This is a genomic window from Acidobacterium capsulatum ATCC 51196 (assembly GCF_000022565.1).
Taxonomy (GTDB): domain Bacteria; phylum Acidobacteriota; class Terriglobia; order Terriglobales; family Acidobacteriaceae; genus Acidobacterium; species Acidobacterium capsulatum.
The window spans coordinates 2,017,839-2,031,861 of sequence record NC_012483.1 but is presented as its reverse complement, the minus strand read 5'-3'; the positions used below and the strand labels follow the sequence as shown (position 1 = coordinate 2,031,861).

Here is a 14,023-nt window from a genome sequence, read left to right as displayed (position 1 = left end):
CGCTGGGCAGCCAGTCCCTTCACACAATCCACTGCCTCGCTCTGTTACCTTAGTCTCCTCACTATCCCGAACCACTCCGAGGAGATCCCCCATGCCGCTGCCCAACGACGAAAAAGTCGTCGCCCTCGCCAACGATCTGCTCCAGATGTTTGACCAGCTCTTCGGCCTGCATCCCGGCTTTCGCGCCGCGCACGCCAAGGGCCTCATGCTCACAGGCAGCTTCACGCCTTCGGCGCGGGCGCGCTCGCTCACCCGCGCCGCTCATATCCAGCGGGACTCCACGCCCGTCACCGTGCGCTTTTCCAACTCCACCGGGCTGCCGCAGATTCCGGACAACGTTGGCGACGCCAACCCGCGCGGCCTCGCCATCCGCTTCCACCTGGCCGAGCACGTCCACACCGACATCGTCAGCCATTCCACGAATGGATTTCCCACCCGCGACGGTTACGAATTCCTCGACTTTCTCCGCGCCGCCGCCGCCAGCGGACCCGATGTGCCTTCACCCAAGCCCATCGAGCAGTTCCTCGGCACGCACCCGGCCGCGCTGGCCTTCGTTCAGGCTCCCAAGCCATTCCCCGCGAGCCTTGCCCGCGAAACCTATTACGCCGTCACCGCATTTGCCTTCACCAACGCCGAGGGTCATACCCGCTACGGCCGCTACATCATCACGCCCGGGCAAGGCAATGAATACCTCACCCCCGAGCAAGTCGCCGCCATCGGTGAAAACTATCACTATGACGAACTGGCCCAGCGCGTCGCCAGCCAGCCCATCCGCTTTCACCTGCGCGTGCAGTTGGCCGAGCCCGGCGACGCCGTCGATGACGCCACCCTGCACTGGCCCGAGAGCCGCGAAGTCCTCGACCTCGGCATGCTGGAGTTGACCGCCGTTCTGCCCGACTCCCTCGCGCAGCAGAAGCAGATCATCTTCGATCCCATTCCGCGCCTCGACGGCATCGAACCCTCCGCCGACCCGCTGCTCGAGCTGCGCGCCGCCATCTACCTGCTCAGCGGACGCCGCCGCCGCTCGGCATAAGCAAAAAGAAGGCCCCGGCTCGCATTCTCGCGGCCGGGGCCCTCTGCTTCCAGTCATTTTCGCGAACGCCTATGCCTTCGCCTCTGCGCCACCTTCCAGCGCCGCCGCGTTCTTCGTCTCTTCCTGTATCTCGCGAATGAGTTGCTTCAACTGCTCGCGATCCGGTCCCTGCATCTCCAGCTTGAAGGGCTTGCTTGCCTCGCCAAAGTAGATGCTCGTATGCGGGAAGGGAATCTCGATGCCCACCTCATCAAACTTCTTCTTGATGCGGCGGTTCATCTCGCGGCCCACCGTCCACTGCTGAATCGGCGCCGTCTTGAAGCGCGCCTTGATCATCACCGCCGAGTCGCCAAACGAGTCCACGCCAATCACATCCAGCGGCTCCAGAATGATCGCCTTGAACTTCTCCTCTTCCATCAGCTCATCGGCAATGCCCTTCAGTACCTCGATCACGTGATCGGTGTCTTCCTTGTAGGCCACGCCCAGGTCAAACACATAGTAGGAGTAGCCATGGGTCATGTTCGACAGCGTGTTGATCGAGCCATTGCGGAAGATGTGTACCGTGCCATCCTGTCCGCGCAGCACCGTCGTACGCAGATGAATCGCCTCCACCAGCCCGCCGGTGCCATTCAAAATGGCCACATCGTTCACGCGAATCTGGTTCTCCAGCAGCAGAAACATGCCCGAGATAATGTCATGCACCAGGTTCTGCGCGCCAAAGCCCACGGCCAAACCCAGAATGCCAGCGCCCGCCAGAATCGGCCCGATGTCAAAGCCCGCTTCCTTGAGCGCCATGATGATCGCCAGCACCCAAATCACCCCGGCCAATGCCTTGCGAATGATGGCGCTGATCGTCGTCGCGCGCTTTTCCAGTTCAATGTCTGAGCCGCCGCGCTGCGTGAGCATGTGGGCGACCATGCGCCGGCGCACATGCGGAAACCACTTGTGAATCAGGCTCGTCACGATCCATGCGGCGAGCAGAATCACCAGCATGCGGATCAGATGCCCGGCAAAAAGGTAAATCTCAGCAGATGTCGGCAGAGTGAAATGAGGCAGCAATGCGATAAGTCCTCCTGAACGCGCAAAATTTTTCAGATCCGGCGTACAACCAAATCCCTTCAGTGGGATGCAGAAAGAGAGAGCCACCAGCACGTTCGCTTGCTTTTTGTGTTGAAGTCGTGGAATCCACTCTCTCCACCAGTCCATTTACAAAGAGTCACTGCTTGCGGATCTCCAGGCGATATAGTGCTGATGTGAGCTACACCTTCGGCGACAGCGACGAGGCTAGCCTGCGCCTGAGGCGGCTGGCCGAAATATACGAGGCAGAGACACGTGAGCTGCTGGGTCGCGCGCATTCGTTCGCGGGCAGCCAGAGCTTCTCCCTGGCAATCGATTTCGGCTGCGGTCCCGGTTGGACAACACGCCTGATCGCCGACGTGCTCCGTCCGGCGCGAACGATCGGACTCGAGTCTTCCGAGCGTTACGTAATGGAGGCGCGCAGCCATCATCCGGATCTGCGATTCCTGCAGCACGACGTGCTCGTTGCCCCTTTTCCTGCACAGAACGCGGACCTCCTCTTCTGCCGCTTTCTGCTGACGCATCTGGCATCACCGCACGAAGCCTGCAAACTCTGGGCGCAGACAATCGCCGCGCCCGGAGCCTTGCTGGTGCTGCACGAGACCGAATCCATGCAGTCCGGGCACCCTGCTCTTGCGCGTTATTACGAAATGGTGGGACAGATGCAACGCCATTTCGGCCAGGAGTTGAATGTCGGCACAATGCTCGAAGCCGCGCTGGCGGATACTCCTTGGCAGATACTTCACAGCGAGTGCCGCGTTCTTGAGAAACCAGCCTGCCGCATGGCGTCGTTGCACGCTCCCAACCTGCGAACGTGGGGAAAGAACAGCTTCGCCATCCAGAATTTCGATCCGGTCGAGTTGGCATCGTTGGAGCAGGAACTGACCGCCATCGCCGAAGGCCGCATCGAGGCAGGAGTCGTCCACAACGCCGCCCGGCAGATCGTCGCGCGCCGAAGCTAGAAACCTTCCCCATCTCCCTCGTCCCTCTCAGCCAAACCCTGTCGCCGTCATAGGAATTCTCCCCTTGACATTCGACCTGAGAGCGCCTACCTTTAGGTCGAATGACGACCAGAGATAAAGATCCTTCGCTCGAACTCCTGCAGGGCACGCTCGATCTGCTCATCCTGCAGACGCTCGCCTTCGGCCGGGCGCATGGCCACGCCATCGCGCGCTCCATTGAGCGGCAGTCAGAAGAAGTGCTGCGCGTCGGTCACGGCTCGCTCTACCCCGCGCTGCAGCGCCTGCTCAAGCTCAAGCTGATTGCCGCCGAAGACGGAGTCTCAGAGAACAATCGCAAGGCCCGCTTCTACCGCCTCACCCCGCAGGGCCGACGCGCGCTGCATGCGGAAACCTCAAAGTGGCAGCGCTTCTCTGAGGCGATGGCGCGCATTCTCAAACCCTTGCCGGAACCCGGCAAATAACTCTTCAGGAGCCTCGCGATGTTCTTCTGGAACCGGCGCAGAACCAGCCTGCACGACGAGATCGCCGAGCACATTGCGCTCGAGATCGAAGAGAACATCGAGGCCGGCATGCCGCCGGAAGAGGCTCGCATCGCGGCGCAGAAGAAATTCGGCAATGTGCCGCTCGTCCTTGATCGCTCCAGCGAAGCATGGGGCTTACTCTGGCTCGAATACCTATTGCAAGACCTGCGCTACGCCCTGCGCACGCTCAAAAAATCTCCCGGCTACACGCTCACAGTCGTCCTCACGCTCGCCCTCGGACTCGGAGCCACCGCAACCATCCTCGCAGTTGTCGATTCTGTGCTGCTGCAACCCGTGGGTTTCCCGCATCCAGAGCAACTGGTGGTGATGTCTGGAGTAAATCACCAGCACGGAGTCAGGTTTACCCTCAGCTACCCGCAGATCGAGGCTCTGGAGAAAAAGGCTCATCTATTCCAGTCGGTTGCTGGCTACTACACGGAGCTCCATCCAGTGAGTGGCCCTGATGAAATGATGCGCCCATCCATGACGGTTGCCGTCACACCCGGCTTCTTTGACATGCTTGGCGTGCATGCGCTTCGCGGCCGTCTGCTCCGTGGCTCTGACGTGCAACGGCCCTTCGTCGTAGTCACTAACTCCTTCTGGCGCGAGCGACTGCACGGCAAGCCTCATGTAGTCGGCACTTCTATCCGAATGTCGAATAAACTGCAGACCATCATTGGCGTCCTTCCACCTGGCTTCGATTTTCCGCAGGGCATCAGCGCCCCCGCTGTGTACAGCCTGATTAATCTGAATCAGAAGAGCAGTGGCATCCTTAGTTTTACCGCCTCTGGGATGGCGCGGTTGAAGCCTGGCGTCTCACGTGCTCAGGCGCTGGCTGAGGCGAACAGTATCCTCAAGCGCGTACCTGCAGATAACGACATCAATTCAGGCACGCTCACCATCGTGCCCTATGGTCAATTCGTGACCGGGAACCTGCAAAAGCCGTTGCTTGTTCTTCTGGTCGGAGTCGGCATTCTGCTGTTGATCGCGTGCGCCAATGCGGCCAACCTGCAAATGGCGCACGCGATGCGCCGAATGGTAGAGATGCACATGCGCTCGGCTCTTGGCGCAAGCCTCGGCCGGCTTTTCCAGCAACTGGTTGTGGAGAGCCTTGTACTCTCTTTGTTTGGGGCGCTTCTGGGTGGTGCCCTTGCCTGGGGTGCCACGGGAATGATTCGGACGGCTTACCAGAAGCGGTACGCTCACTTCGATCAGGTTGCGATGCATCCAGATGTGTTCTTGATCCTCGCGCTGCTAGCCATCGCCGTTGGCATCCTGGCTTCGCTGATTCCCCTCGTTCGGGTGAGGCGGCACGCCGTGATCGGCTCTGTCACTCCTCGCGTCACAGTACGTATCAGCGCAGCACACTTACTCGTTTTGCTGCAGGTCGCGCTCACCTGTGTGCTGTTGGTGGTTACAGGACTCTTTGTGCGTACATTTCAGGCATTGCAGGGGGTCAAGCTGGGGTTTGATCCACATCACGTCACCGCTCTCGTACTGATGCCGCAAAGTTCACATATCCCACCGGCAAATCTAGCTGAGAAGGATACTCAGGTGTTAGCACGGCTCAGTGCTCTCCCTGGGGTGCAGTCTGCGGCGCTCGAAAGCTCCGTCCCGTTTTCCAGCTACAGCATGTGGATGACCTCACCCACTCCAATCGCCGGTTTCCCGTCAACAGCAGACAATAACGCGCTGTATGTCCTGACGAGTTCCGGCTTTCTTCCCACCAGCCGTATCGCCGTTCTGAGAGGGCGCGGGTTCACCCCCAGCGACGATTCCAGCCCCGACAAGGTCGCTCTCGTCAATGAGACCTTTGTACATAATTATCTGCACGGCAAAGATCCCGTCGGCATGGTCTTCGATGCGCCCAAGGATGCGGCCGGTAAGTCTCACGGAGGGTTCACGATAGTAGGCGAGGTGCAGAATGAAATGCAGGGCGGCAACCTGGCTGCAAAGCTTCAACCCATCGTCTATCTCGATTACCGTCAACTTCACCAAGACGCTGGTTTTCTGAGCACCTTCGCTTTGGTGGATGAATTTGTGATCCGCTCCAATCTGCCGCAGGCCGTGCTTGATAAGGAAGTTCGCGCTGCATTGAAGCAAGCCGCTCCCGACGAAGTTGAAATGGAATTGCATCCCATGGAGCAGGACATCGCTGCTTCGCTCGGCCAACAGCGTCTCGCGCTGCGTCTGGTCTCCAGCTTTGGAGTCATAGCTCTTCTGCTCTCCGCCATCGGCATCTACGGCATGCTTGCCTATGCCGTGACAGCGCGCCGCCGCGAAATCGGCATTCGCATGGCGCTCGGCTCCTCGCGCGCCAGAGTGTCGCGGATGATCCTCGCGCAGGCCAGTCGCATGGTGCTCTTTGGCATTGTCCCCGGCGCGGCTGGAGCATGGATCGCCGGGCATGCAATCCGCTCGTTTCTCTACGGCGTGAAGCCGCTCGATCCGCTCACGTACGCGGCCGTGGCCATCGTGCTGCTGGCCATCGCTCTTTTGGCTGCCGCCATCCCTACGCACCGCGCCGCGCGCGTAGAACCCATGGAAGTCCTGCGCGTCGAATAGCTTCGCGAACGCATCACTTTCCTCAATATGGCCGGGTCTTCACCCTTGCAACAAATTTTTATCTCTCCTCCATTGACCTTGCACCGCAACCGGGCTACTCTGTGCCCAACGACGGCATTTGCATTGGTATTCCATGCCAATCCGGTCCCTGCGGTTCCGCCGATGCGCCTTTACCGGGCGCGCGGCTGCAGAACCCAGCGCCATGCCGCCCCACCCCAACCACAAACAACGCAGGCCGGGTGCATACCCTTTGACCTGGGAGGTCATCTCACCGCTTGATGAAAAAAGCGCTGGAAATCACGCCGAACCTTGAGCCCCTATTCGGGACCCGCGATGAAAACCTCCGGCTCATGGAAGATGTTCTCCATGTGCGCATCGACTTCCAGTCAGACGGGCTCGTCGTTCAAGGGCCTGAAGAAAGCGTGGAGCGCGTCGAGCGCATCTTTGCCGACTTTGAAGCGTTGCGCCGCGCCGGCGTCAACCTGCACAACGGCGAACTCAACGGCATGCTGCGCCTCGTCACCGCTGACCCTTCCATCACCCTGCGCAGCCTGGTCGATGCGGGCAAGCAGCGCTCGGCCGGAGCCAAGCGCATGGTGCAGCCCCGCTCGCTCAACCAGCGCCGCTACGTCGAGTCCATTGAGCAGTCTGACATGGTCTTTGGCATCGGCCCCGCCGGCACCGGCAAAACCTATCTCGCCGTCGCCATGGCCGCCTCGGCGCTGCTGGCAAAAAAAGTGAGCCGCATCATTCTCGTGCGCCCCGCGGTCGAAGCCGGCGAGCGCCTCGGCTTTTTGCCCGGCAGCCTGCAAGAGAAGGTAGACCCCTACCTGCGCCCGCTCTATGACGCGCTCTATGACCTGCTCGAACCCGAGCGCGTCGACAAAATGCTGGAGCGCAACATCATCGAGATTGCGCCCCTCGCCTTCATGCGCGGCCGCACCCTTAACGACGCCTTCATCATCATGGACGAAGCGCAGAACACCACCAGCGAGCAGATGAAGATGTTCCTGACGCGCCTCGGCAACAACGCCAAGGCCGTTATCACCGGCGACATTACGCAGATTGATCTGCCTAACCCGCGCCGCTCCGGACTCATCGAGGCCATGAGCGTTCTGCAGGGCGTCGATGGCATCGGCTTCGTTCACTTTGAAGACGGTGACGTCGTGCGCCATCACCTCGTGCAGCGCATCATCCGCGCCTACGACAGCTTCGGTCGCAACCAGCAGGAACTGCCGCTCTCGCTTGATGAAGATGCGGCCAAGGCCAAGTCCGCGCCCAAGCCCCAATAAACACGAAGCTGGAACCACATGCGATACCATGAAAGGGAGGAAGCCACCGCTTCCTCCCCAGGTTTTTCCGCTCGTCAAGATGATTCTGACCGACCCCGACATACGCCCCGCCTACGCCCGCCGCCTGCGGGTGCCGCAGCTCGAACTTTTTCTGGAGCAGGCTATCCGCGCCGTCAAACTGCGCGGCGACGTCTCCGTGCTGCTCACCGGCGACAAGCAGATTCGCCGCTGGAACCGCGAATTCCGTGGCAAAAATAAGCCCACGGACGTGCTCTCGTTTCCGGCCGCGCCGCTCGACGGCCCTGACGGACCCATTCCTGCGCCCATTGCGGGTGACCTCGCCATTTCTGTAGAGACAGCCGATCGCCAGGCCGCGGAGCATCGCCACACTCTCATTGAAGAGTTGAAAGTGCTGCTGCTGCATGGCACGCTGCATCTGGCCGGCTACGATCACGAGACAGACAACGGCGAAATGGCGCGCCTCGAGCAGCGCCTGCGCATCAAGCTCGGACTCAAGTCCGCGCTGATTGAGCGCACGCAGGCCGCCGACCCAAAACGTCTCGCCTCCGCAAGTCAGGCACCAGCGCGGCCTGCGAAGAAAGCCGCATCCAAACCGGCTAAGAAGATGCCTGCGAAAAAGTCCTCCAGCCGGCGATTACCGGCGCGGCCCGCGAAGAGGTCGCGATGAGCCTGCTCGCCATCTGCGCTCTGCTGGTGGTCTATACGCTCGCCTCTTACATCGAGCGCCTTTATATGGAGATGGGCCGCTTTCTGGCCCGCGAATACCAGGAAAATATTGATGCGTGGGAGCAGCACATCGAGCCGCGCCTCGGCCTCAACCGCCCCTTGCTGCAACTGAGCGCCGTGCTGCTGGAGCAGCTTTCGTTTGCCGCGCTGCTCATGCTGCTTACCTTTCCGGTGGCCATTCACGCCACCGCCGAGCCAGACCGCGCCGTGGCCATGCTGGCGCAGGCCGCGCTCTCGGTCGTGCTGGTGATTCTGGTCTGCAACCAGCTTTTGCCGTTTCTGTTTTTTAACCGCACGCGCGGCCAGTGGCTCGCGCGCCTGCGCTGGCTGCTCGCGGTTCTGTTTTACATCGTGGTGCCGGTCGCGCTGCTGCTGCAGTTTTTCCTCTCGATTGCCGCCCTCGCTGAGCCGCACACCGAGGCCCGCGCTGAGGACGAGTCCGAAGCCGTCGAAGCCCTCATCGAGGCCGGTGAAGAAGAGGGCATTCTGGAGGAGAGTGATCGCGAGCTCATCCGCTCGGCCGTGGAATTTGGCGACAAGGTGGTGCGCGAGGTCATGACTCCGCGGCCGCAGCTCTTCGCCGTTCCCGGCAGCCTCACCCTGGAGCAGTTTACCGAGATGCTGCGGGAGAACCCCTATTCGCGCGTGCCCGTCTACGAAGGCTCGGTCGATCACATCACCGGCATTATTTTTGCGCACGACCTGCTGCAGATCACCGATGAGGACGCCCGCACCCGCACCGTGGCCAGCCTGCAGCGGCCGGCCAGCTTTGTGCCCGAGTCAAAAAAAGTGAATGCGCTGCTGCGCGAAATGCAGATGGAAAAGCAGCATATGCGCCTGGTGATTGATGAGTACGGCGGCGTCGCCGGCCTGGTCACCATTGAAGATCTGCTCGAAGAAATCGTCGGCTCCATCACCGACGAGCATGAGGATCACGACCTCGCCCAGGTGGTTCGCGAGCCTTCGGGCTCGCTCATCGTGCCGGGCACGCTTGAAATTTCCACGCTCGAAGAATTGCTGCATGAAGAGGTCGAGATTCCGCAGGATATGGATGCCACCACCGTCGCCGGGCTTGTCAGCGAGCTGGCCGGGCGCATCCCCATGGCCGGCGAGGTCGTCGAGCAGCTCGGCATGCGCTTTGAGATTCTCGCCTCCACTGACCGCCGCATCGAGCGCATGCGCATCGCGCGCCTGCCCGAGGACACACAGGAATGAAAATGCGCTCTGGATTCGTCTCCATCGTCGGCCGCCCCAACGCCGGCAAGTCTACCCTGCTCAACGCGCTCGCCGGCGAAAAGGTGGCCATTGTCACCAGCAAGCCGCAGACCACGCGCAACCGCATCCACGGCATCGTCGAGGTGCCGGCCCAGAACACCAAGGCCGGCAAGCGCCCCGCCGCGCAGATCGTCTTTGTGGATACGCCCGGCGTGCACAAGCCCGGCAACACGCTCGATCGCCGCATGCTGCAAGAGGTGCATGCCGCGCTCGAGACCCGCGACATCGTCATCTGGATGGTCGACGCCTCGCGCCGCGTGGCGCTCGCCGAGGCCGCGGCCGCCGAGGGCGAGACGAAGACCCAGCGCGATCTGCTGGAGAGCAATGAAGACGCCTTTGTCTTTGAGCTCATCCGCAAGCTCGACTGCCCGGTCTTCCTCGTCATCAACAAGATCGATCTCGTTGACCGCGAAACGCTCGCGCCGCTCATCGCCGAGCTGAGCCGCCTGCACAACTTTGCCGAGGTCTTTCCCATCTCCGCCCGCAAGCGCAACAGTCTCGATGAGCTGCTGGCCAAGCTGGTCGATTACCTGCCTGAGGGCCAGCGCTACTTCCCCGAGGGCCAGTTCACTGACCAGCCGGAGCGCTTCCTGGTCGCCGAGCTGATCCGCGAGCGCATCCTGATGGAGACCGGCGAAGAGGTGCCCTACGCCTCGGCCGTCATCATCGAGCAGTATGAGGAGCCGGTTTCGCAAACCAATCCGCTCACGCGCATTGCCGCGGCCATCTACTGCGAGCGCCCGGGACAGAAGGCGATCCTGATCGGCAAAGGCGGCTCGAAGCTCAAAGAAATCGGCGCCAGCGCCCGCAAGGAGATCGAGTCGCTGCTCGGCACGCGCGTCTACCTCGAACTGCACGTCAAGGTGAAGGATCGCTGGCGCGAGTCCGAGCCCTTCATCGAGTCGCTCGACTGGCGCCGCCAGCTCGAAGAGCTCTCCGCCAAAGCCAACCGCGAACGCAAGCAGCGCGGCGAGGAAGAGTAGCCAGGGGGGGCGTCAGCGAGTCAGCGGGTCAGCCGGTCAGCGGGTCAGCGGGTCAGCGGGTCGGCGAGTTAGCAAGTCAGCGGGTCAGCGAAGCATTTTGGGTGGCTGTAGAAGGTCAAGAGGTTGTTCCTTCTTGGGATCGGCTGCTTGGCGGTTTGTAGTTGAGGCTACCATGAGGTCTTTCGTGGTTGTAGTAGTGGATCCAGGACTGCAAGTGTTGATCTCTCTGGCTGGAGTCGGTCCAGTGTTTGGCGTAAGCCCATTCGCGCATGGCTGTCTGGATGAAGCGCTCGGCCTTGCCGTTGGTTCTGGGGGTATAGGGCCGAGTGCGGCTGTGTTTGATGGCCATCTGCTGGCAAGCCTGACGGAACTGGCGAGAGCGGTAGCTGCTGCCGTTGTCGGTCAGCAGCGCGCGGATGCCGATACCATGGCTGGCGAAAAACTCAACCGCCGCGTGCAGAAAACCGATCGTGGTTTCCGCCTTCTGATCGGCCAGCATCTGGGCGAAGACCATGCGCGAGTGATCGTCGACGGCCACATGCAGAGCCAAAAAGCCCGGGTGTTCCTTCTTGCCCCGCAGCCTGCCGTCGCCGCGCAGCGAGACCTCGCCGAAGCGCGTCATGCCTTTGATGTCCAGATGCAGCAAGTCGCCTGGAGCGGCATGCTCATAGCGAACCACCGGCGGAGGCGGGTTCAGATCGCGCCATCGGCTCAGCCGCGCGCGCCGCAAAATACGGCTCACCGAAGACACGCTCACAGCGCTGCGCCGGGCGATCTGATACCCCGGCATGTAACCCCGCCGTAGCTCAATCACACTCAGCCGCAACGCCTCCGGCAAGCGCCGCGGGCTGCGATGCGGACGCGAGCTGCGGTCCCGCAAGCCATCCGAACCCTCGGCGCGATACCGGCGCACCCATTTGCCGGCCGTCTTTGCGCTCACGTTGAAGCTGGCCGCGGCCAGCTTCAACGTGCACCCGGTACAAATAACTTTTCTCGCCAACTGCTCTCGACTGTAAGGCGTTAGACGAGCATTCTGGTGAATGTCCATTCGATCTCTCCGAAGACTCTGCTTGTTCGCCACAAACAGCTTCTCCGCGAAATTTCGAATGGACAACCTCTTGAAACATCACAGGTGCCCCACGTCTCGATTCTGAGACGTGGGTTTCGGCCCTTCGGGGAAAATGTGAATGTGAATTCACATTATTTCTGGAAAATGGGCTGGGAGGGCGCTGTTGGCTCCTGGCAAGCCTTTATTTTTCAGTGGGTTAGTGCGTTTCGCGTGAAAATGTGAATCTGGAATCACATTTTGCCGATATTTTTTCAGAGTGCAAGAGGGCGGATGGGTGGAAAATGACCTATCTGGTTGATTCTTCGATGGTTGCGGGTAAATTTGCGGGAAATAAAATGTGAATTGAAATTCACATTTTCGAGGCGAGAATTTCGGGGTAAGAGAGACTTCGCCGCTGCCCGAATCCGGCCCGCAAGCCAGTCAGCGGACCAGTCCGGCCCGGCACTCCGAAAGGGCGAGAAGCGGGAAATTCCCCTGTTTCCATGGTAGCGAAAATGGGTCAAATTCCCGGCAGTCGGCGGGACGAGGGGCTGGGTCCAGCGGGCCGATGCTTTAGCAAAATTGAAAGTGCAGACCGAAGCGGTCGACGACCGCCCATCATTCTGAAGCGGCTTCGGATGTGCACCTTGGTCTGGTGGCGCTACCCAGAATTCAAGATGGGAGCCAACCTAGGAGGGATGCGTCTCCGCAACGAATTACTGATTAGAGGAATCTCAGTAAATCGCGCGATTCGTGTCGAATTTCCCCACACTAATTGCAAGAGAGAAATTGCTGCGATTTCCACTTCGCGCTGGCACCTATGTGGTGTAACGTGGTGCAGTATACTGGAAAGGGAATGGTGGCGCGCAAACTCAACAACGAGCCTTCTACGCGAACCTCGGTAACCCTGCCTGTGCAGGTGTATTCGTCACTTGAGATCATTGCGAAACAGAAGAAGGTCACCGTCGCTTGGGTGATTAGGGACGCAGCAGAAAAATACGTTGCGGAACAATGGCCACTATTTGCGGGCGCGAGTCATGAATAGGAGCAGCAAGGTGCTTCCGATCTATCAGTTTTCGCCGGCTGGCGAGGATTTGCTGAACACGGCGGCCGGACGGCGCTTCGGGACGATTCTTGCAGACCCACCGTGGCAATTCCAGAACCGGACGGGCAAAGTTGCGCCGGAACACAAGCGCCTCAGCCGTTACGGAACGATGACGCTCGACGAGATAAAAGAACTTCCTGTTGCGCCAGTTTCGGCGGATACCGCGCATCTGTATCTTTGGGTACCTAACGCCTTGCTCCCTGAAGGTCTGGAAGTGATGCGGGCATGGGGATTCCAGTACAAAAGCAATCTGGTATGGCACAAGATCCGCAAAGATGGCGGGTCAGACGGTCGTGGTGTCGGCTTTTATTTCAGGAATGTTACTGAATTGATCTTATTCGGAGTGCGTGGAAAGAATGCGCGCACGCTGCAACCGGGACGTACGCAAGTGAACTATTTGAGCAGTCGCAAGAGAGAGCATTCCCGGAAGCCAGACGAGCAATACGACATCATCGAGGCTTGTAGCCCGGGACCTTTCCTTGAGCTGTTTGCCCGAGGTGATCGCAAAAAATGGGTATCTTGGGGAAACCAAGCCGACGACTCCTACGAGCCTACCTGGAAAACTTATGCTAACCACTCGCGCGCAGAAGTTCCTGTGGCTGGAGACTAGCCTGTCGTAAACGGCTGCTGGTTCCAAGTTGCGGGTATTGCGGCGACGATTAGAAGAGGGCATGTACCCATGACTCCCCGACGGACGCGCAGTGCAGCTTTTTCCAGGTTAGTTGTTGTGGATGTTGCCAGGTCAATGGGTAGTCTTCTATTCCTTTGATCTTCTGGAAGGGTTTGCTGATAGTCCCCCCATATCCGTTCAGCAAGCTCTTTGAGTTTGATCCTGTCCTGAGTGATAAGCACTGCGGCGGAAATTACACCAGCCTCATGCCACGCACGATAGGCGGACAGGTCTCTGTCTAGGTTTCCATCCTTGGCATTCCACTCAACATCGAGCGCGACTCGCCCCTTGAAGTTGTCAACAAGATATCCTTCCTGATACACCGCAGGCAGTTCCTCTACCGTCTCCTCTGATTTGTTCTTCAGGATTGCCTTAGTGGAGAGGTCGACCCGGATTTCACGCCAGCCTCGTTCACTGAACATACCGTCTATCTGCTTTGCGATGTCGCCACGATTTCCGCCTGCAACCAGCCAGCGGGACGGATCGAGGCGAAATGAACCCAGGAAAGAAACGATATCCGCCCACTCTGCCGGACAGACAGAACGAAGAACTGCTGAGGCAGAACTAGTTTCGAGAAATGCCCAGCGTGCTCGAATTGCAGGATCGAGCACCAGCGGATCATCATATGTGGCTGTTTCAAACATGGCCGTAGTTTAAACGTACTCTGAGCTTGGTTATATGTTTCAGAGACGCAGAACAATAGATCCCGCGCAGTCACTTGGCGGAGGGAAGCGTAATTTCAGCC

At 59.8% G+C, this 14,023-nt stretch carries 13 protein-coding genes; 10 read left to right on the top strand and 3 right to left on the bottom strand.

Going from position 1 to position 14,023, the window contains the following annotated elements; genetic code table 11:
* Positions 1-91: 91 nt before the first annotated feature.
* Positions 92-1,033 (top strand): catalase family peroxidase, encoded by a 942-nt coding sequence (locus tag ACP_RS08185; RefSeq protein ID WP_015896828.1) that lies wholly within the window; start codon positions 92-94, stop codon positions 1,031-1,033.
* A 69-nt stretch (positions 1,034-1,102) separates the two neighbouring features.
* Here the strand turns inward: ACP_RS08185 and ACP_RS08180 are convergent, their stop codons facing one another.
* Positions 1,103-2,092, bottom strand: a complete 990-nt coding sequence (locus tag ACP_RS08180) for a mechanosensitive ion channel family protein (protein WP_202944503.1) — start codon at positions 2,090-2,092, stop codon at positions 1,103-1,105.
* Between the two features lie 194 nt (positions 2,093-2,286).
* Here ACP_RS08180 and ACP_RS08175 point away from each other — a divergent pair, with 194 nt between their 5' ends.
* The 7 genes from ACP_RS08175 to era all read left to right on the top strand — a co-directional run bounded on the left by ACP_RS08175 (position 2,287) and on the right by era (position 10,455).
* Positions 2,287-3,072: a class I SAM-dependent methyltransferase gene (locus ACP_RS08175; RefSeq protein WP_041839422.1), complete on the top strand. Its 786-nt coding sequence runs from the start codon at positions 2,287-2,289 to the stop codon at positions 3,070-3,072.
* 101 nt (positions 3,073-3,173) lie between these two features.
* Positions 3,174-3,533, top strand: coding sequence for a PadR family transcriptional regulator (locus tag ACP_RS08170; RefSeq protein WP_015896825.1), 360 nt, complete (start codon positions 3,174-3,176; stop codon positions 3,531-3,533).
* 18 nt (positions 3,534-3,551) lie between these two features.
* A complete protein-coding gene (locus tag ACP_RS08165; protein WP_015896824.1) occupies positions 3,552-6,158 on the top strand; it encodes an ADOP family duplicated permease in 2,607 nt (868 codons plus the stop codon).
* Between the two features lie 275 nt (positions 6,159-6,433).
* Positions 6,434-7,450, top strand: coding sequence for a PhoH family protein (locus ACP_RS08160; RefSeq protein WP_041839421.1), 1,017 nt, complete (start codon positions 6,434-6,436; stop codon positions 7,448-7,450).
* Between the two features lie 79 nt (positions 7,451-7,529).
* Positions 7,530-8,138: an rRNA maturation RNase YbeY gene (gene ybeY / locus ACP_RS08155; RefSeq protein ID WP_015896822.1), complete on the top strand. Its 609-nt coding sequence runs from the start codon at positions 7,530-7,532 to the stop codon at positions 8,136-8,138.
* On the top strand, positions 8,135-9,412 hold the full coding sequence (locus ACP_RS08150) for a hemolysin family protein (protein ID WP_015896821.1): 1,278 nt from the start codon (positions 8,135-8,137) through the stop codon (positions 9,410-9,412). Before ybeY ends, ACP_RS08150 begins: the two co-directional genes overlap by 4 nt.
* On the top strand, positions 9,409-10,455 hold the full coding sequence (era, locus tag ACP_RS08145; protein ID WP_041839420.1) for a GTPase Era: 1,047 nt from the start codon (positions 9,409-9,411) through the stop codon (positions 10,453-10,455). Before ACP_RS08150 ends, era begins: the two co-directional genes overlap by 4 nt.
* A 115-nt stretch (positions 10,456-10,570) precedes the next feature.
* On the opposite strand, the gene ACP_RS08140 is transcribed toward era, so the two are convergent.
* Positions 10,571-11,503 carry an IS481-like element ISAcp2 family transposase gene (locus tag ACP_RS08140; protein ID WP_012680514.1) on the bottom strand — a complete coding sequence of 311 codons (933 nt, stop codon included), beginning with the start codon at positions 11,501-11,503 and terminating at the stop codon, positions 10,571-10,573.
* An 856-nt stretch (positions 11,504-12,359) separates the two neighbouring features.
* Between ACP_RS08140 and ACP_RS08135 the strand changes: the two genes are divergently transcribed.
* Positions 12,360-12,548, top strand: a complete 189-nt coding sequence (locus tag ACP_RS08135; protein WP_052294747.1) for a ribbon-helix-helix domain-containing protein — start codon at positions 12,360-12,362, stop codon at positions 12,546-12,548.
* Positions 12,549-12,558: 10 nt separating this feature from the next.
* A complete protein-coding gene (locus tag ACP_RS08130) occupies positions 12,559-13,218 on the top strand; it encodes an MT-A70 family methyltransferase (protein WP_202944502.1) in 660 nt (219 codons plus the stop codon).
* On the opposite strand, the gene ACP_RS08125 is transcribed toward ACP_RS08130, so the two are convergent.
* A complete protein-coding gene (locus ACP_RS08125; RefSeq protein ID WP_041839419.1) occupies positions 13,215-13,922 on the bottom strand; it encodes a BglII/BstYI family type II restriction endonuclease in 708 nt (235 codons plus the stop codon). The two genes, ACP_RS08130 and ACP_RS08125, sit on opposite strands and share 4 nt — an antisense overlap.
* Between the last annotated feature and the right edge of the window lie 101 nt (positions 13,923-14,023).